The 25,178-nt window shown below is 68.5% G+C and carries 19 protein-coding genes and 1 pseudogene; 9 read left to right on the top strand and 11 right to left on the bottom strand.

Features of this window, described 5'->3' with window-relative positions:
• Nucleotides 1-150: 150 nt before the first annotated feature.
• The 3 genes and pseudogenes from HSX14_RS29485 to HSX14_RS29475 all read right to left on the bottom strand — a co-directional run bounded on the left by HSX14_RS29485 (nt 151) and on the right by HSX14_RS29475 (nt 5,662).
• On the bottom strand, nt 151-1,866 hold the full coding sequence (locus tag HSX14_RS29485; RefSeq protein WP_173176838.1) for an aryl-sulfate sulfotransferase: 1,716 nt from the start codon (nt 1,864-1,866) through the stop codon (nt 151-153).
• Between the two features lie 70 nt (nt 1,867-1,936).
• Nucleotides 1,937-3,258 (bottom strand): annotated as a pseudogene (locus HSX14_RS29480) (aryl-sulfate sulfotransferase); the annotation flags it as partial.
• Between the two features lie 43 nt (nt 3,259-3,301).
• Nucleotides 3,302-5,662 carry a TonB-dependent receptor gene (locus HSX14_RS29475; protein ID WP_373874709.1) on the bottom strand — a complete coding sequence of 787 codons (2,361 nt, stop codon included), beginning with the start codon at nt 5,660-5,662 and terminating at the stop codon, nt 3,302-3,304.
• A gap of 204 nt (nt 5,663-5,866) precedes the next feature.
• Between HSX14_RS29475 and HSX14_RS29470 the strand changes: the two genes are divergently transcribed.
• Nucleotides 5,867-6,820: a LysR family transcriptional regulator gene (locus HSX14_RS29470; protein ID WP_173176832.1), complete on the top strand. Its 954-nt coding sequence runs from the start codon at nt 5,867-5,869 to the stop codon at nt 6,818-6,820.
• A 192-nt stretch (nt 6,821-7,012) separates the two neighbouring features.
• On the opposite strand, the gene HSX14_RS29465 is transcribed toward HSX14_RS29470, so the two are convergent.
• Nucleotides 7,013-9,454 carry a TonB-dependent siderophore receptor gene (locus HSX14_RS29465; protein WP_173176830.1) on the bottom strand — a complete coding sequence of 814 codons (2,442 nt, stop codon included), beginning with the start codon at nt 9,452-9,454 and terminating at the stop codon, nt 7,013-7,015.
• 229 nt (nt 9,455-9,683) lie between these two features.
• Between HSX14_RS29465 and HSX14_RS29460 the strand changes: the two genes are divergently transcribed.
• From HSX14_RS29460 to HSX14_RS29425, 8 genes are all read left to right on the top strand, one after another.
• On the top strand, nt 9,684-10,433 hold the full coding sequence (locus tag HSX14_RS29460) for a GntR family transcriptional regulator (RefSeq protein WP_173176828.1): 750 nt from the start codon (nt 9,684-9,686) through the stop codon (nt 10,431-10,433).
• On the top strand, nt 10,430-12,154 hold the full coding sequence (locus HSX14_RS29455) for a fumarate reductase/succinate dehydrogenase flavoprotein subunit (RefSeq protein ID WP_173176826.1): 1,725 nt from the start codon (nt 10,430-10,432) through the stop codon (nt 12,152-12,154). The genes HSX14_RS29460 and HSX14_RS29455 overlap by 4 nt, the downstream gene beginning before the upstream one ends.
• A gap of 126 nt (nt 12,155-12,280) precedes the next feature.
• On the top strand, nt 12,281-12,526 hold the full coding sequence (locus HSX14_RS29450; RefSeq protein WP_173176824.1) for a 4Fe-4S dicluster domain-containing protein: 246 nt from the start codon (nt 12,281-12,283) through the stop codon (nt 12,524-12,526).
• 131 nt (nt 12,527-12,657) lie between these two features.
• Nucleotides 12,658-14,067, top strand: coding sequence for an ABC transporter substrate-binding protein (locus HSX14_RS29445; RefSeq protein ID WP_173176822.1), 1,410 nt, complete (start codon nt 12,658-12,660; stop codon nt 14,065-14,067).
• A gap of 31 nt (nt 14,068-14,098) precedes the next feature.
• Nucleotides 14,099-14,878, top strand: coding sequence for an ABC transporter permease (locus HSX14_RS29440; RefSeq protein WP_173176820.1), 780 nt, complete (start codon nt 14,099-14,101; stop codon nt 14,876-14,878).
• On the top strand, nt 14,878-15,732 hold the full coding sequence (locus HSX14_RS29435; RefSeq protein ID WP_173176817.1) for an ABC transporter ATP-binding protein: 855 nt from the start codon (nt 14,878-14,880) through the stop codon (nt 15,730-15,732). The genes HSX14_RS29440 and HSX14_RS29435 overlap by 1 nt, the downstream gene beginning before the upstream one ends.
• Nucleotides 15,729-16,694 carry a HEAT repeat domain-containing protein gene (locus HSX14_RS29430; protein WP_173176815.1) on the top strand — a complete coding sequence of 322 codons (966 nt, stop codon included), beginning with the start codon at nt 15,729-15,731 and terminating at the stop codon, nt 16,692-16,694. Before HSX14_RS29435 ends, HSX14_RS29430 begins: the two co-directional genes overlap by 4 nt.
• Nucleotides 16,694-16,984: a DUF971 domain-containing protein gene (locus HSX14_RS29425; RefSeq protein WP_173176813.1), complete on the top strand. Its 291-nt coding sequence runs from the start codon at nt 16,694-16,696 to the stop codon at nt 16,982-16,984. The genes HSX14_RS29430 and HSX14_RS29425 overlap by 1 nt, the downstream gene beginning before the upstream one ends.
• Before the next feature lie 362 nt (nt 16,985-17,346).
• Here HSX14_RS29425 and HSX14_RS29420 read toward each other — a convergent pair whose 3' ends face one another.
• From HSX14_RS29420 to HSX14_RS29390, 7 genes are all read right to left on the bottom strand, one after another.
• The gene (locus tag HSX14_RS29420) at nt 17,347-17,751 is read right to left on the bottom strand and encodes a hypothetical protein (RefSeq protein WP_173176811.1); all 405 of its coding nucleotides are present in this window, start codon (nt 17,749-17,751) and stop codon (nt 17,347-17,349) included.
• A 114-nt stretch (nt 17,752-17,865) separates the two neighbouring features.
• Nucleotides 17,866-19,911 (bottom strand): OPT family oligopeptide transporter, encoded by a 2,046-nt coding sequence (locus HSX14_RS29415; RefSeq protein WP_173176809.1) that lies wholly within the window; start codon nt 19,909-19,911, stop codon nt 17,866-17,868.
• 264 nt (nt 19,912-20,175) lie between these two features.
• A complete protein-coding gene (gene tauD / locus HSX14_RS29410) occupies nt 20,176-21,009 on the bottom strand; it encodes a taurine dioxygenase (RefSeq protein WP_173176807.1) in 834 nt (277 codons plus the stop codon).
• 12 nt (nt 21,010-21,021) lie between these two features.
• Nucleotides 21,022-21,852 (bottom strand): taurine ABC transporter permease TauC, encoded by an 831-nt coding sequence (gene tauC, locus HSX14_RS29405; RefSeq protein ID WP_173176805.1) that lies wholly within the window; start codon nt 21,850-21,852, stop codon nt 21,022-21,024.
• Nucleotides 21,849-22,631 (bottom strand): taurine ABC transporter ATP-binding subunit, encoded by a 783-nt coding sequence (tauB, locus tag HSX14_RS29400; RefSeq protein WP_173176803.1) that lies wholly within the window; start codon nt 22,629-22,631, stop codon nt 21,849-21,851. Before tauB ends, tauC begins: the two co-directional genes overlap by 4 nt.
• Nucleotides 22,632-22,760: 129 nt before the next feature.
• Nucleotides 22,761-23,741: a taurine ABC transporter substrate-binding protein gene (gene tauA / locus HSX14_RS29395; RefSeq protein WP_173176801.1), complete on the bottom strand. Its 981-nt coding sequence runs from the start codon at nt 23,739-23,741 to the stop codon at nt 22,761-22,763.
• A gap of 209 nt (nt 23,742-23,950) precedes the next feature.
• A complete protein-coding gene (locus HSX14_RS29390; protein WP_173176799.1) occupies nt 23,951-24,922 on the bottom strand; it encodes an aliphatic sulfonate ABC transporter substrate-binding protein in 972 nt (323 codons plus the stop codon).
• Between the last annotated feature and the right edge of the window lie 256 nt (nt 24,923-25,178).

The raw sequence follows: 25,178 nt of genomic DNA, 5'->3' as shown, positions 1-25,178 counted from the left end.
GTTAACGATCCGCTGCGGTGGGGGGCCGGATGTAGGGTGGACCCCGCTCCACCGGTCCACCATGCGGAGTTGGGCATGACTCCGCTGGTGGACGGGAAAAGCGACGTCCACTCTACGCAGGCCTTCGAGATCGCCGTGTTGGGCCGGCAGTCAGAACGCCCTATCCAGGTCGATCACCAGGGCGCGGTAGCCGACGCTGCCGGGCTGGCGGCTGTGGACCCTGAGCTCCACCTGCACCTCCTGGGTGCCGTATTTCACCTCGTTGAGCACGCTGGTGGTGAGCTTCTCCGGGGTCAGGTAACCCACCGAGGCGGAGTAGATGAACTGGGTGTCGCGGTCGGCGCGGTATTCCACCACCGAGGTGATGGGGCTGTACCACGCGTCCCCGCGTTCCTTGCCGTATTCCCACACCTGCTCGACGGTGCCCCGGGCTTCGTCGATGCGGTACTCCACCGCGCGGCTGTAGTTGCCGGCGAGCCGGGTGGGGGCGAAGTTTCGGCCCCAGCCGTTATCGAACACGGTCAGCGTGCCGCGCCCGCTGAGCCAGGCGGTGTGCTGGGTCCAGGACCAGTCGAAGCCCTCGGCGTAGACGCCGTCCTGCTCCGCCAGCGCCTGGCCCTGGGCGTCCACCGGGGTCAGCACCTTGGCGCGCAGGCGCTCGGGCCAGCCCTTGGGCGAGGCGAGGATCCACTTCACCTGCTTGTCGCGGCCGATCTTCACCACACCCTGGTGGCGGGCCGAGATGATGAGGCTGTCGTCGCTGGGGTCGTAGTCGATGGCGTTGACGTGGGCCCAGTTGCGCCCGGTGCCGACGCCGGGGGTGTCGCCGAAGGGCAGGTCGCCTTCGAGCAGTTCGTTGGCGGCGGTGTCGTCCTGCTTCTCCACGCCGGCGGGCAGCTGGAGGGCGGCCTTGCCGAGGGTCTCCAGCAGCTCGCCGCGATAGGGGTCGAGGATCTGGTTGAGGTCCCAGAACTCCAGCACGTCGCCGGCCTCGCTGACTTCGATGATGTGGTCGCGGATGGAGCGCACGCGCTTGCCGTCGGGGCGGCGGTAGTCGCTGGTGCCGACCCGCAGCAGGTAGGTGCCGTGGGGCGTCTCGCGGATCTCGTGGGAGAAGTCGGCGAACTTGTCCGGCAGGTTGCGTTGCCAGATGCGCCGGCCCAGCAGGTCGTACTTGGAGTAGGTCTGGCCCTGGCCCCAGATCAGCTTGCCGTCGCGGGTCTGCTGGAAGCCCATGGTGCCGCCCAGGCCGTCGCGGCGGTTGGAGTCGTGGATGCGTTCGATGTCCAGGTACCAGCGCACGTCGCCATTGCTGTCGGCGATCCAGTTGTTGCCCACCTGGTCCCATTCGGCGGCGCCGCCCAGGGCGTTCCACTTGAAGGCACGGCCGCCGGGGATCTCGCCCAGCAGGTGGTTGAACAGGTACAGACGCTGCTCGAAGCCGGGCGCGACCTTCACCGGCTCCACCTCCGGCAGCGCGGCGGTCTGGCTGGCCACCACCGGCAGGCGCACCGCCGGGGCATACACCTGGTAATGCTCGACGATGCGCTCGCCATCGAGCTTGTAGGTCACCTCCACCTGGTTGACGTGGTCGGGGTAGAGGCCGAACACCGGGATGCCGCCGTGGGTCCAGAGCGCGCTGTCGGAGACCTCGTAGGCCAGGGTCACGCCGCGTTCGCCACGGCCCAGCACGCGGACATGGGCGGCGCTGATGGCGCGCCCGCCATCGCGGATCACGGCGGTCAGCGGCGCCAGCTGGTAGGGGTTGACCACCACGTCGCCCAGCAGGCGGGTGTCGGGGGTGGGTACGCGGGCGGTGATGCAGGCGCCTTCGGGCAGTTCGGGGGTTTCGGTCTTGGCATTCATGGCCTGTGTCCTTCGAGAAGCCCCGCGAGCGGATTCGCTCCCACGGGGCGGGGGTGATCAGGGGTGGGTGGAGACGCGGAACTGCTCCAGGGCCGGCGGGGTGACCGCCTGCTCGGAGCGCGGGGTGCCTTCCGGGACCCAGTCGTAGGGCACCGGCAGCGCGCGGTAGAGCCAGTTGCTGCGGGCGTTGCCCAGGGGCGCCTTGCCGAAGTAGGGGCTGACGTATTCCCAGACGATCTCGCCCTTGGCGGTGACCTGGAACACCCGGCCGAACTTGCCTTCGTCGATCAGGGTGTTGCCGTTGGGCAGGCGCCGCGCGCTGCTGATGAAGGCGCTGAAGAAGGCCCAGCCCGGCTGGCCGCTGTCGGCGGCGCTGTACTGCCAGACGATCTCGCCCTTCACCGGGTCGATCTCCAGCACCCGCGAGCCGCCCAGCAGGCTCAGCGGCACGCGCGGGTAGCCGGCCTCGCCCTGGTTGTCGAACACCAGCAGGTTGCCGGCACCGGGCAGGCCGGCGGGGATGATGTGGGCATCGTGCTGGCCGGAGAACTGGTCCACCGGGCGCGGCACCTGGGCCGGCGCGTAGGGGTTGAGCCTGGGCAGGTTGGGCCCCAGGCGCCAGGCCACCTTGCCGGTCTGGCGGTCGATGATGGCGATGAAGTTGGCCTCGCGGGAATCGAACAGCAGGTTGTCCGGGTGGAAGCGCTTGTCGCCGCCGTCGAACCATTTGTTCGGGCCCACCGGGCCGAGGTTGTTGATGTGCAGCACGTCGGGGTTCTTGCTGGCGCGCACCAGCTTGAGCTGCTCGGCGGTGAAGCCGAACTCCTCCAGGTGCTCGGAGGCGGTCCAGCTCCAGGCCACCTTGCCGGCGGGGGTGACCTCGTAGATCACGTCGTCGATCACCTGGGGCACCTCGAAGCCCTTCACCGGGTGCAGCCGGTTGGCCAGCACCAGGGTGTTGCCGTTGGCCAGCCGGCGCTGGTCATGGTGCTGCTGGGCGGCGCCGCCCGGGGCCTTGTCGCCCCATTGCCAGACCACCTTGCCGTCCCAGTCCAGCTCACCCACCACCTTGTTGCGCAGGCCGTTGCCGGCGGAGGCCAGCTTGCTCGGCTCCTTGACCTCTTCGAGCTGCACGAACAGGTGGCCGCGCTTGCCGCCGTTGAGCGCCGGGTCGATCAGTGCGGCGGGGAAGCCGGCGTTTTCCCAGCGCCGCACCTCGTTGCCGTTCATGTCGATGAGGTGGGTCTGCTTGTCCGGCGCGCTGAAGATCACGTAGCCGTTCCAGGCCCGCGCCGGGTCGTAGATCGTCACCCCGGTGGGGTAGACGCTGGGGGCCGCGACGGCCTGGCCGGCGACCAGGGCGGCGGCGAGGCCGAGTGCGTTGAGTTTCATGTTTCTTTCCTTGTGGGTAAGGGGCTCGCGTAGCCCCGCTGACTCAGAAGTCGTAGCGGGCGGTGGCGCCGAGGGTCCGTGGCGTTCCGAGGACACCGGCATAGCCGCCGTTGGCGGAGTTCCACAGGCTGGTGAAGTAGGTCTTGTCACCGGCGTTCTTCAGCCACAGGGAGAGGTCGAGCACGCTGTCTCCCTGGTCCAGGCGCACGCCGCCGGAGAGGTTGACCACCGCGTAGCTGGGGATCTGCCCGTACTCGGAGTCGTCGATGGTGCCGACGGCTTTCGAGCGGAAGGCGTAGCTGGCGGTGACGTAGGGCTCGATGCGGTCCTGCAGCTGCCAGCGGTACTCGCCGTTGAGGTTGGCGATGTACTTGGAAGCGCCTACCACCTGGTGCCCGGAGAGGTCGCAGGAGGCCGGCGCGCCCGGGGCGAAGCCCACTTCCGGCGCGCAGGGTGCGTCCTTGTAGGCGAGGTAGCGCACGTCATTCCACGAGCCGTTGGCGTTGAGCGTCAGGCCGCGCACCGGTTGCCAGGTGGTCTCCACTTCCAGGCCGCGCGAGCGCACCGAGCCGGCGTTGGTCAGGTAGGAGGTGCGCGTGCCTTCGTCGTAGGCGTTGGCCTGGTAGCCGTGGACCTCGGTCCAGAACAGGTTGGCGTTGAGCAGCAGGGTGCGGTCCAGCAGCGTGCTCTTGAAGCCGATCTCGGCGTTGTTGGCGCGCTCGGTGCCCACCAGCAGGGAGTCGGCGCCGGCAGTGGGGGCGCTGGCCACGGTGAGGTTGATGCCGCCGGATTTCTCGCCGTGGGACAGCGAGGCGTAGCCGAGCAGGTCGGGGTTGATCTGGTAGCTCAGGGCGAGCAGGCCGGAGGGGCTGAAGCTGTGCTGGCTGAGGTCGCCCGAGTCGTAGGCCCCGACCCGGCCCCGGCGCGCGGTGGCCGCCGCGCCGCTGACTGCCGCGCCGCCGGTGGGGGCGAAGCGCTCGACCCAGGCGTCCTTCTCCTCGTAGGTGCCCCGGATGCCGGCGGTGAAGTCCAGGCGCTCGGTGAGGTGCCAGGTGGCCTGGGCGAACAGCGCGTAGCTGTCGGTGTCGATGTGGCCGTCGCCCTGGGTGGTGACATTGGCCAGGGCGCCGGCGGGCGTGCCGTTCCAGATGTCGGCCTGGGGCCCGTAGTAGGTGAAGGCGTGGTTATCCAGGTCCTGCTTGAAGTAGTAGGCGCCCAGCACGTAGTCGAAGGCGTCGCCCTTGGGCGAGGCCAGGCGGATTTCCTGGGAGTACTGCTTGTCGCGCACCGAGACGCCGGCGTTGATCGCCGCCGATACGTTGAGGCCGTCGTCGTTGCGCGGGGTGAAGTCCCACCAGCGGTAGGCGCTGATGGAGGTGAGGGTGAAGTCGTTGGGCAGGGTCCAGTTGGCCTCCACCGAGGTGCCGCCCTGGAACACCGTCACCTGCTGGTCGGAGTCGAAGTTGACCTTGCGGTCCTTGCCCGAGACGAGGGTGGCGCCGGCTGCGGCGGCGCGCTGCTCGTAACGGTTGACGCCGTTGATGGTGGGGCCGGTGCTGTACAGGCTGAGGATGCCGTTGTTGGAGTCCTCCTCGTTGTACTCGCCGATCCAGCGCAGGTTGAAGGTTTCACTCGGCTCGAACAGCAGCTGGCCACGGAAGCCCTGGCGCTTGCCGCCGTTGAGGTCGTCGCCGTTGTAGAGGTTCTTCACGTAGCCGTCGTCTTCGGTGCGGTAGGCCGACAGGCGCCCGGCGAGGGTCTCGGTGAGGCCGCCGGAGACGCTGCCCTGGGTCTGCCAGTAGCCGTCCTCGCCCACCGAGCTCTGGAGGCTGCGCTCGGTGGTGAAGGTGGGTTTGCGCGAGGTGATGTTGAGCACGCCGGCGGTGGTGTTCTTGCCGAACAGGGTGCCCTGGGGCCCGCGCAGGACCTCCAGCTGCTCCACGTCCAGCAGGTCGAACACCGCCATCCCCGGGCGGCCCAGGTAGACGTTGTCGAGGTAGACGCCGACGCTGCCTTCGAGGCCGTCGCTGGCCGGGTTGTTGCCCAGGCCACGGATGGAGATGCTCGACTGGCGGGCGTGGACGTAGGCGACGTTGGTGCTGGGAACCAGTTGCTGCAGGTCCTGCACGCGGTAGATGCGCTGGGTCTCCAGGGTCTCGGCGCCGAGCACGCTGATGGGCGTGGGCACGCTCTGGGCGCTTTCCTCGCGGCGGCGGGCATTGACGGTGACGGTGCCGAGGCGCTTTTCCTCGCTGGCGGCGGGCTTCTGCGCGCCGGTCGCCGCGGGGGTGTCGTTGCCGGCGGTTTCGGCCTGGGCAAGGCCAGCGGCGGCCAGCAGCACGGCGAGCGCCAGCGGTTTGAAGGACGGTGAAGGGCCGTTCGCGATGGCGAGGCGGCGCGGGATGACGCGATTCATGCACATGCTCCTGTGGGGGTCAGCCGAGCGAGCACTTCCGTATGGCGGAACCGAATCGCGGTGGCGAATCACTTATTCATCAATTGCATATCAATAGTTTTATTTCGTTTTTTGAGGAATAAGAGATTGCCTTTATAAGGAGCGGGGGCCGCCTGCGGCAATTGCAATCCACCGAATCTTTTCATGTAGAAAATGCATATCGACCTGCGCCAGCTCCGCCACTTCGTGGCCCTCGCCGAACACCGCAGCTTCGTCGCCGCCGCGGCGGCGGTGAACCTTTCGCAGTCGGCCTTCAGCCGCAGCATCCAGGCCCTGGAACACAGTGCCGGCTGCCGCCTGGTGGACCGCGCGAGCAAGGAGCTGCACCCCACCCGGCAGGGCCTGCTGGTGCTGGAGCATGCGCGGCGCCTGGTGCACGGCGCGCACAACCTGGCCAACGAGATCGGCCAGTTCAACGGCCTGCAGTCGGGGACGGTGCGCTTCGGCAGCGGGCCGGCGCCGGCGGCGCAGCTGATCCCTCGCGCGGTGGGAAGCTTCATCGGCGAATTCCCGCAGGTGCGGGTGCAATTCCAGGTGGACGCCTGGCAGGACCTGAACCGGCGCCTGGTCAGCGAGGAGATCGAGTTCTTCGTCGCCGACACCCGCCGCTTCGAGGCGGACCCGGACTACCGGGTGCACAAGCTCAAGCCGCAGAAGTGGCACTTCTGCTGCCGCGCCGGCCATCCGCTGGCGCAGCGGGAGGCGGTGCGCACGGCGGACATCTTCACCTACCCGCTGGCCACCACCTTCCGCCCCCCGAACATCCGCAAGGTGCTGGTGGACTACAGCGGTCGCCAGGACTTCACCCCCAACGTCGAATGCGAACACGGCTACGCGCTGCTCAACGTGGTGCTCAACTCCGACGCCATCGGCATCGCCGGCCAGAGCAACCTCGCGCCCTTCCTCCGCGAGGGCGCCCTGGTGGCGTTGCAGCCGGTGGACCTGCCGGCCGACCTGGAGGAGTGCTACACCCGCTACGGCGTGGTCAGCCGCGTCGGCTACAGCCTCTCGCCCCTGGCCCAGGCCATGGTCCGCCACATCACCGAGGCGGACGAGGCCACCCCAGCCGGGCTCGCGGGCCTGGAGGCAGACCGATTCGGGGTCTGACCGCAACGGGGGCATGGCGCAAGCGTCATGGGCCTCTTCGTGGGAGCGGATTCATCCGCGAAGTGACCGATGCCGCTGCGTTGGGCCTCGCTGCGCTCGGCGCCAACCTACGGTCATGCGCCGAGCCCGGAGCGATGCCGGATGTAGGGTGGACCCCGCTTCACCGGTCCACCATGCGGAGTGGACCGGTACTCAGAACTCCAGGGTGCTGGAGAGCTGCACCAGGCGCGGGTCGCCGATGGAGACGTTGAAGTTGTTCACCGAGGAGCTGTAGTAGGTCTTGTCGAAGAGGTTCTTCACGTTGAGCTGGAGCTTGAGGCGCTTGTCGTTGCCCAGGGGCGTTTCGTAGCTGGCGAAGGCGTCGGCGACGGTGTAGTGCGGCAGCTCGAAGGTGTTCTCGGCATCCCCCTCGCGGTCGCCGACGTAACGGCCACCCAGGCCGGCACGCAGGCGGTCGCCGTCGAACAGGGGGCCGAAGTCGTAGACGGCCGAGAGCGAGGCGGTGTGACGGGCGACGTTCTGCAACGCGTTGCCCTTGAGCGTGGGGTCGCGGGTCACTTCGGCGTCGGTGAAGGCGTAGGTGCCGATCAGGCTGAGGTTGTCGGTCAGTTGCCCGGTCACATCCAGTTCGATGCCCCGTGAGCGCACTTCACCGGCCCCGCTGGCGACGGTGTCGACCTGCCCGTTGATCGTCACGTTCTGGGTCACCAGGACGTTCTCCTTGACGATGTCGAACAGCGCCAGGGTGCCGGTGATGCGGCCGGGCATGTCCAGCTTGGCGCCGAGCTCCCAGCTCTTGCCCTCCTCCGGGGCGATACCGTTGATGGACGCGGTGCCGGTCAGCGGCGCAATGGTGGAGTTGGGCTTGAACGACTCGGTGTAGCCGCCGTAGAGGGACAGCTCGTCGGTCATCTTGTAGACCAGGCCGACCCGGGGCACCCAGAGCTGGCCGTCGATGTCGGTGTTCCTCTTGAACGGGCGGCCCCGGCCGGCGAGCTGGTCGTAGAGCTGGTAGCGGGCCCCGGCGATGAAGATCCACTGCTCGTTGAGGTGCACCGAGTCCTGTAAGAAGGCGGACTGGCTGACCACGCGGTCGGTCTGGTCGCTGTCGCCGGCGGCCACCGTGGTGGGCACCGGCACCTGGCCATAGACCGGATTCCAGGGGTTGAAGCTGACGGTGGTGGTCTGGCGGATCAGGTCCTCGCGGAAGAACTTGCGGTACTCGTGGTCCACGCCCATCAGCAGGTCGTGCTGCATGCCGCCCAGCTGCACCTGGCCGTCCAGGTCGAAGGTGGCGAAGTGCTCGGTGCTCACCGCGCCCCGGGTGCCGTCCAGACGGCGCCGCAGCGTGCCGTTGGGGTTCTGGCTCTGCACCCGCGCCTGGTAGTCGTCGTAGGTGTCGCGGTTGTAGCTGTAGGCGAAGTGGGCCTTCCAATCTTCGCTGAGCTGGTGCGAGAGGTCGAAGATGGTCAGGTCCGACCGGCCCTCGGTGACGTTGTAGGGCTCGTCCAGGCGGCGCTCGGCGGGCACTGCCAGGGGCTTGCCGTTGAGGAAGATGGTGCCGCGGTCGAAGGGGGTGCTGTACTCGCGGTGCTCGAAGCTGAGGTTCACCGTGGTGTCTTCGCCGTACCAGGCGAAGGAGGGGGCGAAGGTCTTGTCGCGGCTGTGGCCGAAGTTGCGCCAGTAGTCGGCGTCGTCGTAGTCGGCGATCACCCGGTAGGCCAGGCCGGAATCCCCCAGGGGGCCGGTCACGTCGAGGGTGCCGCCGCTGCCGTCCTTGCCGTCGCCGTAGGTGGAGGCGCGGCCGGTGATGGCGCGGTAGGCCTGCAGCTGCGGCTTCTTGCTGATGACGTTGATCACCCCGCCCGGGTCGAGGATGCCGTAGAGCATCGAGGACGGGCCCTTGAGCACTTCCACGCGCTCGGCGGTGGCGGTGAAGTTACGGCCCTGGATGGTGCGCATGCCGTCGCGCAGGATCGAGCCGTCGCGGTTGTCGCCGAAGCCGCGCTTCATCACCGCGTCCAGGGTGCTGCCGAGGGTGTTGGCCTGGGTGATGCCGCTGACGTTGGCCAGGGCGTCGTCGAGGTTCTGTGGCTGCTGGTCGAGCAGCGCCTGCTGGGGCACCACGGCCACTGCCTGGGGAATGTCCAGCAGCGGGGTTTCCGAGCGCATCAGGCGCGTGGTGGGCGGAGGCTGGTAGCTGCCGTCGGCCAGCTGGCGGGAGTTGATGTTCACCGCGTCGAGGTTCAGTGCGCCGTCATCGCTGCGGGGCACCAGGGTCAGGGTGCCGGCGTTGACCTGTGCATAACTCAGCCCGCTGCCCGCCAGCAGTCGTGCCAGGGCCTGCTCGGCACTCATGCGGCCGTTCACCGCCGGGGCCTGGACCTGGTAGGCGGCGTCCTCGGTGTAGACCAGCGCCAGTCCGGTGGCCCGGGTGAAGGCGGCCAGGGCCTGGGGCAGTGGCTGCGCGGCGATGGCGAACTCGTGCACGCTGGCCAGCGCGGTGGCGGGGGCCTCGGCATCGGCGGCCATCGCCTGCGGCAGCACGCCGGCAGGGCCGAGGGCGAGCAGCGCCGAAACCAGACCGAGGCGCTTGAACGCGCCACCCTGCAACCGCGATGTCCTGTACTTCATGGGTGTGACCTGCCCCTGGCTGATGGATTTCTTTGCGAATAAATCGCATTCCACCTCCTACACGGACGTCGTAGGCCGATACCTCACCTGAAAATGAAAAATATTTTCAAAACGGTGTGGGGCGGCTTCTAACCTTATTCGATATCGGTATTTCCGCCGCGCTGGTTATGCTCGCTATCCTCGCGCCATAACTTGTTATAACAAGTAAGGATCACGAGCGAGCGACGACATGGCCGAACTGCTTCCCCTCTCCCCGGTGCCCCTCTACAGCCAGCTCAAGGAGCTGCTGCGCGGGCGCATCCTCGATGGCACCTATCCCCCCCACAGCCGCATGCCCTCGGAGGCGGAGCTGGGCAAGGCCTTCGACGTCAGCCGCATCACCGTGCGCCAGGCGCTGGGCGACCTGCAGAAGGAAGGGCTGATCTTCAAGATCCACGGCAAGGGCACCTTCGTCGCCAAGCCCAAGGCCTTCCAGAACGTCTCCACCCTGCAGGGCCTGGCCGAGTCGATGACGCAGATGGGCTACGAGGTGCTCAACCGCCTGCGCAGTTTCAAGCAGGTGCCGGCCAGCGCACTGGTGGCCGAGCGGCTGCAGGTGGAGGAGGGCAGCCCGGTGATCGAGATCAAGCGCGTGCGCCTGATCAACCGCGAGCCGGTGTCCCTGGAGCTCACCTGGCTGCCCCTGGCGGTCGGCGAGAAGCTGGAGAAGGCCGACCTCGTCACCCGCGACATCTTCCTCATCCTCGAGAACGACTGCGGCATCCCCCTGGGCCACGCTGACCTCGCCATCGACGCCGTGCTCGCCGACAGCGACCTGACCCAGGCGCTGGAGGTGGAAGAGGGCTCGCCGATCATGCGCATCGAGCGCCTGACCCACACCGCCGACGGCGCGCCGCTGGACTTCGAGCACCTCTACTACCGCGGCGATGCCTTCCAGTACCGCCTGCGCATCGACCGCCAGAAGGGAGCACCGGCATGAACACCCTGGAGCAGGAATACGACATCGTCGTCATCGGCGGCGGCACCGCCGGGCCCATGGCCGCGATCAAGGCCAAGGAGAAGAACCGCGAACTGCGCGTGCTGCTGGTGGACAAGGCCAACGTCAAGCGCAGCGGCGCCATCAGCATGGGCATGGACGGGCTGAACAACGCCATCATCCCCGGCCACGCGACGCCCGAGCAGTACACCAAGGAAATCACCGTGGCCAACGACGGCATCGTCAACCAGGCCGCCGTCTACGCCTATGCCACCCACAGCTTCGCGACCATCGAGCAGCTGGACCGCTGGGGCGTGAAGTTCGAGAAGGACGAGACCGGCGACTACGCGGTGAAGAAGGTCCACCACATGGGCGCCTACGTGCTGCCGATGCCCGAGGGCCACGACATCAAGAAGGTGCTCTACCGCCAGCTCAAGCGCGCGCGGGTGAACATCACCAATCGCCTGGTCACTACCCGCGTGCTGCTGGACGAGGAGGGCGCCGCCTGCGGCGTGCTCGGCTTCGACTGCCGCAGCGGCGACTTCCAGGTGATCCGCGCCAAGGCGGTGATCCTCGCCTGCGGGGCCGCCGGGCGCCTCGGCCTGCCGTCCTCGGGCTACCTGATGGGCACCTACGAGAACCCGACCAACGCCGGCGACGGCTACGCCATGGCCTACCACGCCGGGGCGGAGCTGGCGAACCTGGAGTGCTTCCAGATCAACCCGCTGATCAAGGACTACAACGGCCCCGCCTGTGCCTACGTCACCGGCCCGCTGGGCGGCTACACCGCCAACAACAAGGGCGAGCGCTTCATCGAGTGCGACTACTGGAGCGGGCAGATGATGTGGGAGTTCCACCAGGAACTCGAAGGTGGCAACGGCCCGGTGTTCCTCAAGCTGGACCACCTGGCCGAGGAAACCATCCAGACCATCGAGGAGATCCTCCACAGCAACGAGCGCCCCAGCCGTGGCCAGTTCCACGCCGGCCGGGGCACCGACTACCGCCAGCAGATGGTGGAGATGCACATCTCCGAGATCGGCTTCTGCTCCGGCCACTCCGCCTCGGGCGTGTGGGTCAACGAGAAGGCCGAGACCTCGGTGAAGGGCCTCTACGCCGCCGGCGACATGGCCGCCGTGCCGCACAACTACATGCTCGGCGCCTTCACCTACGGCTGGTTCGCCGGCATCAACGCGGCCGACTACGTGGCCGGGCGTGACTTCGCCGCCGTCGACCCGGCCCAGGTGGAGCGCGAGCGCGAGCGGGTCTACGCGCCGCTGCACCGCGAGCACGGGCTGCCGCCGGCCCAGGTGGAGTACAAGCTGCGGCGCATGGTCAACGACTACCTGCAGCCGCCCAAGGTGACCAGGAAGATGGAGATCGGCCTGACCCGCTTCGCCGAGATCGAGCGCGACCTCGGGCAGATGAAGGCCAACAACCCCCATGAGCTGATGCGCGCCATGGAAGTGGCGGTGATCCGCGACTGCGCCGAGATGGCCGCCCGCGCCTCGCTGTTCCGCGAGGAAAGCCGCTGGGGCCTGTACCACCATCGTGTCGACCACCCCGAGCGCAACGACGCCGAGTGGTTCTGCCATTGCCACCTGAAGAAGGGCGATGACGGCGCCATGACCAGCTTCAAGAAGCCGGTGGAGCCCTACCTGATCGCCCTGGATGCGGAAGAGCAGAGCGCCTACGACCGCCTGCGGGTGAAGACCGAGGCCGCCTGACCCGGCACTGAACCGTAGGGTGGGCTTCAGCCCACCAATGGCGCTACGCAGGGCTTTCCCGGTGGGCTGAAGCCCACCCTACATCCCAAGAACACAGAGAGCCCCAAGGCTCCAAGGACCCGTGACATGGCCTTTCAACCCCAGGAAATCTTCTTCCGCAGCAGCGCGCCGGTGACGATCGACGAGGACAAGTGCATCGCCCACAAGGGCTGCACCGTGTGCGTCGAGGTCTGCCCGATGGACCTGCTGGCCATCAACCCGGCGACCCAGAAGGCCTACATGGCCTTCGACGAATGCTGGTACTGCATGCCCTGCGAGAAGGATTGCCCGACCGGTGCGGTGAAGGTGGAGATTCCCTACCTGCTGCGTTGACCGGTTCCACCATCGAAGAACAACGACCGCCATCCGGCCCGCCGCCGGACGCCTTGCCTGCAAGACCCCTCGTTTCCCACCACCGACGATGTGGCGGAGACGACGACCCGACCAATGATTCGAGGGGAACCATGAGCCTACGTGCAACCATCGCCGGCCTCGCGCTGGCCGTCACCACCGCGTCCGCCTCCGCCGAGACCATCCGCATCGCCATCGGCACCCAGGACACCACCATCAACTGCGCCACCGGCGGCTTGCTGATCCGCGAGCTGGGCCTGCTGGAGAAGTACCTGCCCCATGACGGCAAGTACCAGGACGCCCAGTACGAGGTGGAGTGGAAGAACTTCACCAGCGGCGCGCCGCTGACCAACGAGATGGTCGCCGGCAAGCTGGACTTCGGCGCCATGGCCGACTTCCCCGGCTCCTTCAACGGTGTCGCCCACCTCGATGCCGGCAAGCGCAGCCTGTTCATCAGCGTGCTCTCGGGCAGCACCCGGGGCAGCGGCAACGGCATCGTGGTGCCGGCTGCCTCGAGCGTGCAGTCCATCGCCGAGCTCAAGGGCAGGACCATCTCCGTGCCCTTCGCCTCCACCGCCCACGGCATGCTGCTGCGCGCCATCGCCGCCCAGGGCTGGGACCCGGAGAAGGACGTGCGCATCATCGCCCAGCCGCCGGAGATCGCCGGTTCCGCCCTGCGCAGCAACCGCATCGAGGCCCACGCCGATTTCGTGCCCTTCGCCGAGCTGTTCCCCAACCGTGGCTTCGCACGGAAGATCTACGACGGCTCCCAGGCCGGGGCGCCGACCTTCCACGGCGCGCTGGTGGACGCCGCCTACGCCGAGAAGTACCCGGAAGTGGTCACCGCCTACCTGCGCGCCAGCCTGGAGGCCGACCGCCTGCTGGCCGCCGAGCCGGAGAAGTACAGCGAGCTGATCGAGAAGGTCGCCGGCATCGAGGCCGAGGTGAACTACCTGTTCCACGGCCCCCTCGGCCTGCAGACCCGCGACCTGACCTGGAAGCCGGAATACCGCCAGGCGGTGGCCACCTCCATCGACACCCTCAAGCTGCTGAAGAAGACCGACCGTGGCCTGGACACCGGCACCTTCATCGACGACCGCTTCATCCGCGCGGCCTTCCAGGCGGCCGGGCAGGACTACGACAAGGCGCTGAAGAACTACGCCCCGCTGCCGCTGGTGGCCAAGGACGCCGCCACCGGCAAGCCGATCACCGACTTCAGGCGCCTGGCGCAGATCTGGGTGCGTGGCGAAGACAAGGTGCGCCACTACGCCTCGCCGGAAGCGGCGCTGGCGGCCCTGGCCCAGCTGGAGCAGGAGGGCAAGGACATCCGCGCCATCTACGCCCAGGCCGCCGACAGCGGCATCAAGCTGCTGGCCAACCAGGCCTGGTTCGTGCGCAACGACAAGGGTGAGCTGAGTGCCTTCCTGCTCAAGGACCAGGCCGAGCGCTACGCCCGGGAGAACGGCGGCACGGCGCTGGACTTCAGCAGCGCCAACCAGAAGCAGGCCCTGGCCCAGCGCTGATGCCCTCTACGGGCCACCGAGGACCTATCTCATGACAGCTCTCTACCGCTGGCCCCTGCGCCTCGCGTCCCTGGCCGCCTGCCTGCTGTGCTGGCAGCTGGCGGCCACGGCGCGGCTCGACCTGGGGCTGATCACCTTCAGCTACGTGCCCACCCCGGGCGCGGTGCTGGAGGCCGCCTGGCAGCTGGTGCATTCCAGCAAGCTGCTGGCGCATCTCTCCAGTAGCCTGGCGCGGGTGTTCGCCGGCTACCTGGCCGCCGCCGTCCTGGGTGTGTTGCTGGGCCTGGCCATCGGCCGTTCGCGCTGGGCCGAGTACAGCCTGCTGCCGCCCCTGGAAGTGCTGCGGCCGATCCCGGCGGTGGCCTGGATCCCCCTGGCGATCCTGATGTTCCCGTCTGCGGAGCTGTCGATGGTGTTCATCACCTTCACCGGCGCGCTGTTCCCCATCCTGCTCAACACCGTGCACGGCGTCGAAGGCGTCGACCCGCGCCTGGTGGCCTCGGCGCGCAGCCTCGGGGCCGGGCGCCTGGCCATCCTGCGCGAGGTGGTCCTGCCCGGCGCGGCGCCGAGCATCGTCACCGGCCTCGCCATCGGCATGGGCACCTCGTGGTTCTGCCTGGTCACGGCCGAGATGATTTCCGGGCAGTTCGGCATCGGCTACTACACCTGGGAGTCCTACACCCTGCAGAACTACCCGGACATCGTCGTCGGCATGCTGCTGATCGGCCTGCTGGGCATGGGCAGCAGCGGCCTGGTGAAGCGCCTCGGCGGCCTGGTCACGCCCTGGTACCGCACGGGGAGGAACGCCTGATGAGCGCATTCGAGCAGGCCGTCGAACCCGGCCGCATCGAGGGGCGGCAACTGTCCATCCGCCTCGGCGAGGGGGCCCAGGCCTTCGATGCCGTGCAGGCGCTGGATTTTTCCATCGCCCCCGGCGAGTTCGTCTGCATCCTCGGCCCGTCGGGCTGCGGCAAGTCCACCCTGCTCGGCGCCCTGGCCGGCCACCTGCGGCCGCGCACCGGCACCCTGGAGGTGGATGGCCGCGCCGTGGCCGGGCCCTCGCCCGAGCGCGGCATGGTGTTCCAGCACCACACCCTGCTGCCCTGGCGCAGCGTGCTCGACAACGTCGCCTTCGGCCTGAAGATGCAGGGCATCGGCAAGGACGAGCGGCGTCGCCAGGCCGCCGAATTCCTGCGCCTGGTCGGCCTCGCCGATTTCGCCGGGCGCTGGCCGGGGCAGCTCTCCGGCGGCATGCAGCAGCGCGCCGAGATCGCCCGGGTGCTGATCAACCGCCCACGCCTGCTGCTGATGGACGAGCCCTTTGGCGCCCTCGACGCGCAGACCCGCTCGCGCATGCAGGAGCTGCTGCTGGATATCTGGACGCGCATCCGCACCACCGTGGTCTTCGTCACCCACGACATCGACGAAGCGCTGTTCCTCGCCGATCGCATCCTGGTGATGAGCCCGCGCCCCGGCCGCTTCATCGAAGACCTGCGCCTCGATTTCCCGCGCCCGCGCCGCGCCAGCCTGCTGACCAGCCCGGGCTTCACCCACCTCAAGCGCCACTGCCTGGAACTGCTGCGCCACGAGGAAGGCCGCGAACTGCCGCGCCTGACCCCGCTCGGCCTGCCTACCGACCACCCGCCCTTGCGAATCGCCCTATGACCGACCGTGAAACCACCCACCCCGACATTCTCGACCTGCTGCCGCGTCTCGCCGCCGACGACGCCGGCGTGCGGCGCATCGCCCTGATCGAACTGGCCGACCTGGAAGACCCCGAAGGCCTGCCCTGGCTCACCGACGCGCTGGTGGCCGACGCGGCCGCCGAGGTGCGCGCCGAGGCCGCGCGCCTGCTGGAGGCCTGGGAGGAGCCCGATGTGGTACAGGCCCTTTGCGCCGCCCTGGCGGACCCCGCCGAGGTGGTGCGCCTGGCCGCTGCGCAGAGCCTGAGCGAGTTGAAGAGCCTGGAGGCGGGCGAGCTGATCCTGCCCTGGGTGCGCCATGCGGACGCCTTCGTCCGTACCAGTGCCTTGCGCGCCCTGCGCGAGCTGCGCCTGGACGCCGCCGCCACGCCGGCGTTGCAGGCCCTGGAGGACGGTGATGCCGGCGTGCGCCGCGAGGCGGTGGGCATCCTCGGCTGGCTCAAGCGCAGCGATGCGCTGCCGGCCCTGGCGCGCCTGGCCAGCGATGACCCGGACACCGAAGTGCGCCGCGCCGCCACCGGCGCCCTGGGCCTGGCCAGCGACGCCAGCGTGCTGCCGGCCCTGCGCGCGGCCCTGGCCGACGAGGCCTGGCAGGTGCGCGAAGAGGCTGCCACCACCCTCGGCAAGGTGGGCCTGGACGAGGCCGGCCCGGCCCTGCTCGCCGCCCTGGACGACTGCTACTGGCAGGTCCGCCTGCGCGCCGCCCGTGCCCTCGGCCGCCTGCGCCATCGCCCGGCCGCACCGGGGCTTGCCGGGCTGCTGGTGCACGGCATCGCCAACCTGCGCAAGGAAGCCGCGCTGGCCCTGGGCGAGCTGGGTGATGCGTGGGCCTTGCCGGCCCTGCGTGCCGCGGAAGCCGATGGCGATCCGGAGGTGCGCAAGGCCGTGCGCATCGCCCTGGTCCAGCTGCAGGGTGCGGCCTGATGGACGCCCCGTCCGGCCTGCGCAATTCACGAAGCGAGGGGCGGCTGACCCTGGAATGGCACGACGGCGAGCACCAGGGCATCAGCCACGCCCGCCTGCGCGGTGCCTGCCCCTGCTCGCAGTGCAAGGCCGCACGCATCCGTGGCGCCATACCGCTGGTGGACGAGGCGGTGCGTCTCACCGCCATCCACCCACAGGGCTACGGCGTGCAGCTGGTGTTCAGCGATGGGCACGAGCGCGGGATCTATCCCTGGGAATACCTGCGGGCGTTGGCGGCATCCCCGGGCTGAAGCCCGGGCTACGGGGCCGAGAGGCGCGGGAATCGATGTCGGGGCGAATTCATTCGCCCAGCAGGCCGCAGGTCTGCCCTCCCGGGCGTGGGACCGCTGCGCGGTCCTTGGCGACTGAAGTCGCCCCTACAGGTCGGGCGGCGTTCCGCGAGCGGAGCGAACCCATGCTGTCGCCGGACACGCCCGCCCCCTCCTGCGGGACCGTTCTGCGCGATAGGGCGATGCGCAGGATCGCGAATGAATTCGCTCCCACAAAAAAAGCGCCGGGCCTGGCACCTGTGCCGTAGGAGCGAGCTCTGCTCGCGAAGCTTTGGGCGACTGAAGTCGCCCCTACAGGCCGCCCCACGGAAGCGGGGCGGGGCTCAGAAATCCACGGCGAAGTGCCAGCGGATTTCCTGTTCGGCGAGGGCGTTGAGCACCCACTCGTACTCCTGGAGGTCTTCGAGGAAGTCGGTGGAGTTGGACAGCGCGCGGGGCTCGGTGACCAGGTGGCCCTGCAGGGCGCGCACGGTCTTGAGGCCGTCCTCGGCGTTGAACCACTGCTCGTCGGGCAGGCTGTCGCCGAGGTCCGGCACGTCGCCTTCTTCGAGCAGGTCGGCGAAGTCGCCCGGGTCCTGGCTGACGAAGGCCCAGAGGGACTTCACCTTGAGCCGTTTGCACAGCTCGTCGAGTTCGACCTCGTCCACGCTGGCCACGGCTTTGCCGTTGACGAAGTCATCGATGCCCGCAAGGGGCTTTTCAGGAACTATGTAGATGGCTGCACTCATGGCTGACGGGCCCTGTCTATGTTGGCTCTCACTCCGGTTAGGCAGCCAGCATAGCGACAGTTCCCCCCGGAAAAGGGGGGAACGAACAGGTTTGCCAAGGGGTTCACACGCGTTTCAGGAACTGCGTTGCGACCCCAGCACATGACGGCAGAAGCCTACGCACACCAGGGCGAAGACCAGCAGGCCGAGCCACTGCGCGGTGCCCGAGAAGCCCGCCTCGACCAGTGCCAGCGGGGCGTCCTCGCCGGTCCCGCCGATCAGCCCGGCGAGCAGGATGCCCATCAGGCTCTCGCCGACGATCAGGCCCGAAGCGAGCAGTACCCCACGGCGGCGCGGCACTTCGGCGTAGCGCTCCGGGTCCTGCCCCGCGGCCTGGGCGCGGGCCTGCAGGCGGCCCTCGATCACCCGGCTGAGCACGGCGCCGACCACCAGGGTCATGCCGATGGTGGGCGGCAGGTAGATGCCTAGGCCCACCGCGAGCACCGGCAGGCTGGCCTTGCTGGTACGCCGCAGGATGATGTCGATGAGGATCAGCGCGACGCCGAGCACCACGCCGATGAGGATCATGTTCCAGTTCAGCGCGTTCTTGAAAATGCCGCTGGCGATGGCTGTGAGCAGGGTGGCCTGGGGCGCGGCCAGGGCCTGCTGCGGGTCCATCCCTTCGCGGGGCAGGGCGCCGGCGAAGCCGTAGGCGTTGTAGAGCAGGTCGAGCACCGGCGGGATCACCAGGGCGCCCGCCAGGCAGCCGACGATCAGCGCGACCTGCTGGCGCCAGGGCGTGGCGCCGACCAGGTAGCCGGTCTTGAGGTCCTGCAGGTTGTCGTTGGAGATGGCGGCGATGGCCAGCACCACGGCGGTGGTGAACAGCGCCAGGGCGATGGCCACCTTGCCGCCGGCCAGTTGCAGCAGGCCGGTCTCCAGGCTGCCCATGCCGAGGATCAGCAGCGAGACGAGGATCACCGCGATGATGCCGATGCCGGAGATCGGGCTGCTGGAGGAGCCCACCAGGCCGGCCATGTAGCCGCAGGCGGCGGCGATCAGGAAGCCGAAGAAGAAGGCGAACAGCACGCAGCCGGCGACCATGCCCCAGAAGCCCGGGCCGGTGAGTTCCGGCGCCGCCTCGTGGAGGAAGAAGCCGAACACGGTGAACAGCGCCAGCAGCAGGACCCCCGCCAGCGACAGGATGGCCCGCGCCGAGAGGTCGCGCTCGGTGCGCGCGGTGCTGGCCTCGGCCTTGCCGCGCACGGCCTGCAGCGAGGTCCACACGCCCTGGGCCATGGGCTTGAACAGGGTGGCCAGGGTCCAGAGCGCGGCGATGCCGATGGTGCCGGCGCCGAGGAAGCGCACCTGGGAGCTCCACATCTGGGTGGCCAGGTCGCTGATGGCATGGCCCTCGGCGGGCGTGGCGTTGATGGTGAGCAGCGGTACCGCGACCCCCCAGCAGATGAGCACGCCGATGAGGATGGCGATGCCGGCGGTGATGCCCATCAGGTAGCCGGCGCCGACCAGGGCGAAGGAGAACCCGGTGGTGAAGCGGAAGGCGGTCTGCCCGGCGGTGGCCCAGACGCTGATGCCTTCGCCGAGCACCTTGAAGCCGCTGCTGCACAGGCTGAAGGCCCCGGCCACCAGGCCGCCGCCGAGAATGTCGCGCAGGCCGGGCTCGTTCTTGTCATGGGCGGTGGGCGTGCCGTCGGCGCCCTCGTCATCGCCGCTGCCGACACGCAGGATCTCCGCTGCCGCCACGCCTTCGGGGTAGGGCAGCTCGCTCTGCACCACCATCACCCGGCGCAGGGGGATGGTGTAGAGCACGCCGAGGATGCCGCCGATGGCACAGATGGCCGCGGTCTGCCAGAAGGGGAAGCCGGCCCAGTAGCCGATCATCAGCAGGCCGGGGAGGATGAAGATGATCGAGCTCAGGGTGCCGGCCGCCGAGGCCTGGGTCTGCACCATGTTGTTCTCGAGGATGTTCGAGCCCTTGAAGTAGCGCAGCACCGCCATGGAGATCACGGCGGCGGGGATCGACGAGGCGAAGGTCAGCCCGACCTTGAGGCCGAGGTAGACGTTGGACGCGGTGAACACCAGGGTGATCAGCGCGCCGAGGACCAGCCCGCGCAGGGTCAGTTCGGGCAGGTCGAGGTGGTCGGGGATGCGGTCCGTCATGGGGCTCTCCAGGGGTATGCCGGCGCGCATTCTGCCGACAGGGGAAAGCCTAGACCAGCGGGTGCGGCCTTTGGTTGCAGGGAACGGACGTGAACGTGCAGGGATCGGCCATGGTGCGGCTGGGTGCCGAAACATGCAGGGGCGACTCGTGGGAGCGAATTCATTCGCGAAAGGAGCGCGAAGCGCTCCCGGGTGTTGCCAAGGGCAGCCTTGCAGGCTGCTTCGCGAATGAATTCGCTCCCACAGACGGTGGGCGGGAGCCCCTCAGAACGGCTTGTCGCCGAGGATGGTGGCGCGGTGCATCACGCGGCGGGCGGGGCGGTAGTCGTCGACGGCGAAGTGCTGGGTGATGCGGTTGTCCCAGAAGGCCACGTCGTTCTCCTGCCAGCGCCAGCGCAGGGTGAACTCCGGGCGGGTGGCGTGGGCGAAGAGGAAACGCAGCAGGGCGTCGCTTTCCGCCGCCGACAGCTCGTTGATGCGGGTGGTGAAGCCTTCGCTGACGAACAGCCCCTTGCGCCCGGTGACCGGGTGGGTGCGCACCACCGGGTGGCTGACCGGCGGGTGCTTGCGCTTGGCCGCTTCCAGCTTCTCGCGTTCCTCCGCCGTCAGGCTGAAGCGCTCCTCGGGGAAGGAGCGGGCCAGGTCGTGGGTGGCGGTGAGGCCTTCGAGCATCCGCTGCAGCGGCGCCGACAGCGTCTCGAAGGCGGCGCTGCTGCTGGCCCAGAGGGTGTCGCCACCCACCGGCGGCAGCAGCTTGGCGCTGAGCACGGCGCCCAGGGCCGGGGTTTCCATGAAGGTCACGTCGGTGTGCCAGAGGGCGTTGTCGCGCACGTCGGTGACGGCGGTGTCGAGCACCAGCACTTCCGGCTGCTCGGGGATGTTGGGGTAGATGGGGTGGATGTGCAGGTCGCCGAACTGGGCGGCGAAGCGTGCCTGCTGGGTGGGCTCCAGGGGCTGGGCGCGGAAGAACAGCACCTGGTGCTGGAGCAGGGCGGCCTCGATGCCATCGCGGTGTTCGGCACTCAGCGGCTCGCGCAGGTCGACGCCGCCGATGAGGGCGCCGAGGGCGGGGCTGAGGGGGGTGATGTGCAGGGGCATGACGGGCCTCGATCAGTGGTTCTGCCCGTGCCAGGGCACGAGCTTGCGTTGCAGGGTGCGCAGGCCGAGTTCCAGGGCGAAGGCGACCAGGGCGATGACCAGGATGCCGAGCACCACGACGTCGGTGACCAGGAACTGCGCGGCCGACTGGACCATGAAGCCGAGGCCCTGGGTGGCGGCCACCAGTTCGGCGGCGACCAGGGTCGACCAGCCTACGCCGAGGCCGATGCGAACGCCGGTGAGGATGTCCGGCAGGGCGCTGGGCAGGACCACGTGGCGGATCAGCTGCGCCGGGGTGGCACCGAGGGACTGCGCCGCGCGCAGGCGCGCCGGGTTGACGTTGCGCACGCCGGTGGCGGTGGCGATGGCGATGGGGGCGAAGATGGCGAGGAAGATCAGCAGCACCTTGGACAGCTCGCCGATGCCGCACCAGATGACGATCAGCGGCAGGTAGGCCAGCGGCGGGATCGGCCGGTAGAACTCGATCAGCGGGTCGAAGATGCCGTGGGCGATGCGGTTGCGGCCGATGGCGATGCCCAGCGGGATGGCGGTGAGCACGGCGGCCAGCAGGGCGGTGCCGATGCGCGCGAGGCTCGCCAGCAGGTGCGCCCAGAGGCTGGAATCCATGTAGCCCTGGGTGGCCAGCTGCCAGCCCTTGCGCAGCACCGCCTGGGGGCTGGGCAGGAACAGCGGCTCGATCAGGCCGGCGGTGGTCACCGCCCACCAGGCCAGCAGCAGGCCGAGGAGGGTCAGGCTGCTGATGGCGAAGGTGGAGAGGCGCCAGGTGCGAGGTGCGGGGGCCGCTGCCTTGTTTTCCGGCAGGGGCAGGTCGAGGCTGCTCATGCGCTTCTCCTTTGCCGTTCGGCGAAGACCTGGGCGAGGACGTGTTCGCGGGTTTCGATGAAGGCCCGGTCGGACTTGATCGCCCGTGCACTCTCGCCGGCGGCGTAGCGGCGGCCGAAGTCGAGGGTCAGGCGCTCGCTGACGCGACCGGGGTTGGGTGACAGGAGGATCAGGTCGGTGGCGAGGAACACCGCTTCCTCGATGTCGTGGGTGATCAGGAACACCGGCTTGGCGGCGCGCTGCCAGATCTGCAGCAGCAGCTCCTGCATCTGTTCGCGGGTGAAGGCGTCGAGGGCGCCGAAGGGTTCGTCCATCAGCAGCACGCGCGGGTCGGCGGCCAGGGCCCGGGCGATGCCGACGCGCTGGCGCTGGCCCCCGGAGAGTTCCCAGATCTGCCGCTTCTCGAAGCCGGCGAGGTCGACCAGGGCGAGCATCTCGCGGGCCTTGGCTTCGCGCCGCGCACGGGGCACGCCGGCCAGTTCGAGGCCGAAGGCGACGTTGCCGAGGACGTTCTGCCAGGGCAGCAGGGCGTCGTCCTGGAACACCACCCCACGCTCGGCGGAAGGGCCCTGCACGGGATGGCCGTCGAGGCTGATGCGACCGTCGCTGGGGGGCACGAAGCCGGCGATGAGGTTGAGCAGCGTGGTCTTGCCGCTGCCGGAAGGCCCCAGGGCGACCAGCAGCTGCTGTGGCCCGAGGGTGAGGGAGATGTCGGTCAGTACCGGCTCGGCCGTGCCGGGGTACTGTGCGCTGATGCGCTCCAGCTGGAGTAAGGCCATTTTCTTCGACGCTCTTCTGAATGTGTCGGATCGAGCGAGTTGGAGCGGGGCCAGTCGCAAACGACCGGGGCTGCTGCAGGTGAGCAAGCCCAGGTCGTTTTCAACGACGCCCCGCCGACGCGCAGCCGATCAGTTGGTGACGTACTTGGCGCTCACGTAGGGGGCGTAGTCCGGCAGCACCGCATCGACCTTGCCCTGCTCCTTGAGGAAGGTGGCGGTCTGGTTGATGGCCTGGGTGGTCGGTGCGCCGAGGGCGGTGACCTGGTCGGCGGCCAGCGGGAAGACGTTGCCCTGCAGCAGCAGCGGGATGTCCTCGGCCTTGGCACCGGAGAGCTTCACCACCTTGTCGATGTTGGCCTTGTCGGCCAGCCAGGCTTGCGGGTCCTTGCGGTAGTCGGCGTAGGCGTCGAGGGTCACCTTGGCGAAGGCGCGGACCGCCTCGGGGTGCTTCTCGGCGAAGTCCTTGCGCACGATCCAGGCGTCGAAGGTCGGGGCGCCGAGCTTGCCCAGCTCACCGGAGCTGATCAGCACCTTGCCGCTGGACTTGGCCACGCCGAGCGCCGGGTCCCAGACGTAGGTGGCGTCGATGTCGCCGCGCTGCCAGGCGGCGATGATGGCCGGCGGCGCGAGGTTGAGGATGGTCACCTTGCTGGGGTCGATCTTCCAGTGCTTGAGGGCGGCCAGCAGGCTGTAGTGGCCGGTGGAGACGAAGGGCACGGCGATCTTCTTGCCGACCAGGTCCTCGGGCTTGGCGATGCCGGCGCCGTTGCGGGCGACCAGAGCCTCGGCGTCGCCGATCTGGGTGGCGATGAGGAAGGTCTGGATCGGCAGCTGGCGGGTGGCCGCCGCCGCCAGGGGGCTGGAGCCGACGTAGCCGATCTGCACGTCACCGGAGGCGACGGCGGTGATGACTTCGGCGCCGCTGTCGAACTTGCGCCAGTCGATCTTGGCGTTGCTGGCCTTTTCGTAGGCGCCGTCGGCCTGGGCGACTTTCGCCGGGTCCACGGTGGTCTGGTAGGCGACGGTGAAATCCGCGGCCTGCGCGCTGATGGCCAGGCCGCCGAGGGTCAATGCCGCCAGCAGGCGACGGGGGAACAGAGAGCTGATCATGGTGGTGCTCCTAAACGGGCGACGGGCCGGTTCGGAGGCCGGGCCACGGGACGGGAATCGGGGTTTTCTCAAGGTGTCCGGTGATCCGGTGGAGCGAATCTAAATGATCTAAAAAATTCAGAATAAATACTTTTTAGTCATTAGCTTATGAGTGCTGGCTACTTGCCCCGTCCAGGCGAAGGGCCCGGCTCGCGGGCCCTAGGAGTGAGTCAGTGGGCTTCCGGGGTCCAGATGGGCAGCGCCAGGGCGTCCACCTTCTTGGGCAGCAACCCTTCGGCGAAGAAGGCGTCGGCGATCTTCTGCTGCTCCGCCAGGCTGCCTGGCTGCACGGCGCGTACCTGGTAGCTGCGGTGGGTATTGGCCTGCTCGACGATCGCCGGCGCCAGGCCACCCCATTGCGGGCCGAGGATCTCGGCCGCCTGGCGAGGATTGGCGCGCAGCCAGTCGCCGGTCTTCACCAGCTCGTCGAACACGGTCTGCAGCACCTTGGGGTTGGCCTTGGCGAAGGCGCTGCCGGTCAGGTAGTAGCGCTGGTAGTCGGCCAGGTGCGCGCCATCGCTGAGGGTACGGGTCGGCAACTGCTCGCGTGCACTGGTGAGGAAGGGCTCCCAGGTGACCCAGGCGTCGACCTTGTGGTTTTCGAAGGCGGCGCGCCCGTCGGCTGGGGTGAGGTAGGCAGGCTTGATGTCGGAGAACTTCAGCCCGGCCTTGTTCAGGGCGGCGATCAACAGGTAGTGGCTGCCGGCGGCCTTGGTCACCGCAACGGTGCGGCCCTTGAGGTCGGCGAGGCTTTTCAGCGGTGAATCCGCGTGCACCAGGATCCCCTGGGCGGAAGGTGATGGCGCTTCCTGCGCGAAATAGGTAAGTTGCGCGCCCGCCGCCTGGGCGAACACCGGCACGGTGTCGGCGACATCCGCGGAAAGGTCGACGTTACCCAGGTTGAGGGCTTCCAGCAGCGGCTGGCCGCTGGGGAATTCGTGCCAGCTGATGGCGATGTCCTGCTTGGCGAGCTCGCGCTCCAGGCCGCCCTGGGATTTGAGCAGGGTGATCAGGGTCGAGGATTTCTGGAAGCCGATGCGCAGCTGCTGGCTGGCGGCGTCCACGGGCAGGGCGGCCAACAGGCCGATGCCCAGTGCGAGGGCGAGCAGTGCGGTACGGGTGAAGGGCTTGGCCTGGGCCATGACGAACCTCTCGAAGATGCGCTTTCCGGCGATCTCGGGAGGCCGGAACGGGACCCCGCTTTCATCGCGAAGCGGGAAGTTCGTCCGGTTGTCCGGTGGCGAGAAGCTAGGTGATCTAAAAAAGGCGGGACCAATAATTTTTAATCATTAGCTTATGCGGCGAGATGAGAACGGGTTCAAAGCTCGTCCGTGATGCTTTTTATGCGATTTAGTTACAATAAAGTGACAATAAATTCTTTTTAAGCCTTAAGCGCCT

The sequence above is a fragment of the Pseudomonas tohonis genome, from assembly GCF_012767755.2.
GTDB lineage: Bacteria > Pseudomonadota > Gammaproteobacteria > Pseudomonadales > Pseudomonadaceae > Metapseudomonas > Metapseudomonas tohonis.
This window is presented reverse-complemented; position numbering and strand designations above follow the sequence as displayed.

Bases quoted from the DNA above. Each gene is read 5' to 3' on its own strand.
- HSX14_RS29470 (WP_173176832.1), top strand. From the start codon at position 5,867: ATGCATATCGACCTGCGCCAGCTCCGCCACTTCGTGGCCCTCGCCGAA.
- HSX14_RS29435 (WP_173176817.1), top strand. From the start codon at position 14,878: ATGAGCGCATTCGAGCAGGCCGTCGAACCCGGCCGCATCGAGGGGCGG.
- HSX14_RS29430 (WP_173176815.1), top strand. From the start codon at position 15,729: ATGACCGACCGTGAAACCACCCACCCCGACATTCTCGACCTGCTGCCG.
- HSX14_RS29415 (WP_173176809.1), bottom strand. From the start codon at position 19,911: ATGACGGACCGCATCCCCGACCACCTCGACCTGCCCGAACTGACCCTG.
- HSX14_RS29440 (WP_173176820.1), top strand. From the start codon at position 14,099: ATGACAGCTCTCTACCGCTGGCCCCTGCGCCTCGCGTCCCTGGCCGCC.
- tauB (WP_173176803.1), bottom strand. From the start codon at position 22,631: ATGGCCTTACTCCAGCTGGAGCGCATCAGCGCACAGTACCCCGGCACG.
- HSX14_RS29425 (WP_173176813.1), top strand. From the start codon at position 16,694: ATGGACGCCCCGTCCGGCCTGCGCAATTCACGAAGCGAGGGGCGGCTG.
- HSX14_RS29465 (WP_173176830.1), bottom strand. From the start codon at position 9,454: ATGAAGTACAGGACATCGCGGTTGCAGGGTGGCGCGTTCAAGCGCCTC.
- HSX14_RS29450 (WP_173176824.1), top strand. From the start codon at position 12,281: ATGGCCTTTCAACCCCAGGAAATCTTCTTCCGCAGCAGCGCGCCGGTG.
- HSX14_RS29420 (WP_173176811.1), bottom strand. From the start codon at position 17,751: ATGAGTGCAGCCATCTACATAGTTCCTGAAAAGCCCCTTGCGGGCATC.
- HSX14_RS29460 (WP_173176828.1), top strand. From the start codon at position 9,684: ATGGCCGAACTGCTTCCCCTCTCCCCGGTGCCCCTCTACAGCCAGCTC.
- HSX14_RS29485 (WP_173176838.1), bottom strand. From the start codon at position 1,866: ATGAATGCCAAGACCGAAACCCCCGAACTGCCCGAAGGCGCCTGCATC.
- tauC (WP_173176805.1), bottom strand. From the start codon at position 21,852: ATGAGCAGCCTCGACCTGCCCCTGCCGGAAAACAAGGCAGCGGCCCCC.
- HSX14_RS29445 (WP_173176822.1), top strand. From the start codon at position 12,658: ATGAGCCTACGTGCAACCATCGCCGGCCTCGCGCTGGCCGTCACCACC.
- tauD (WP_173176807.1), bottom strand. From the start codon at position 21,009: ATGCCCCTGCACATCACCCCCCTCAGCCCCGCCCTCGGCGCCCTCATC.
- tauA (WP_173176801.1), bottom strand. From the start codon at position 23,741: ATGATCAGCTCTCTGTTCCCCCGTCGCCTGCTGGCGGCATTGACCCTC.
- HSX14_RS29455 (WP_173176826.1), top strand. From the start codon at position 10,430: ATGAACACCCTGGAGCAGGAATACGACATCGTCGTCATCGGCGGCGGC.
- HSX14_RS29390 (WP_173176799.1), bottom strand. From the start codon at position 24,922: ATGGCCCAGGCCAAGCCCTTCACCCGTACCGCACTGCTCGCCCTCGCA.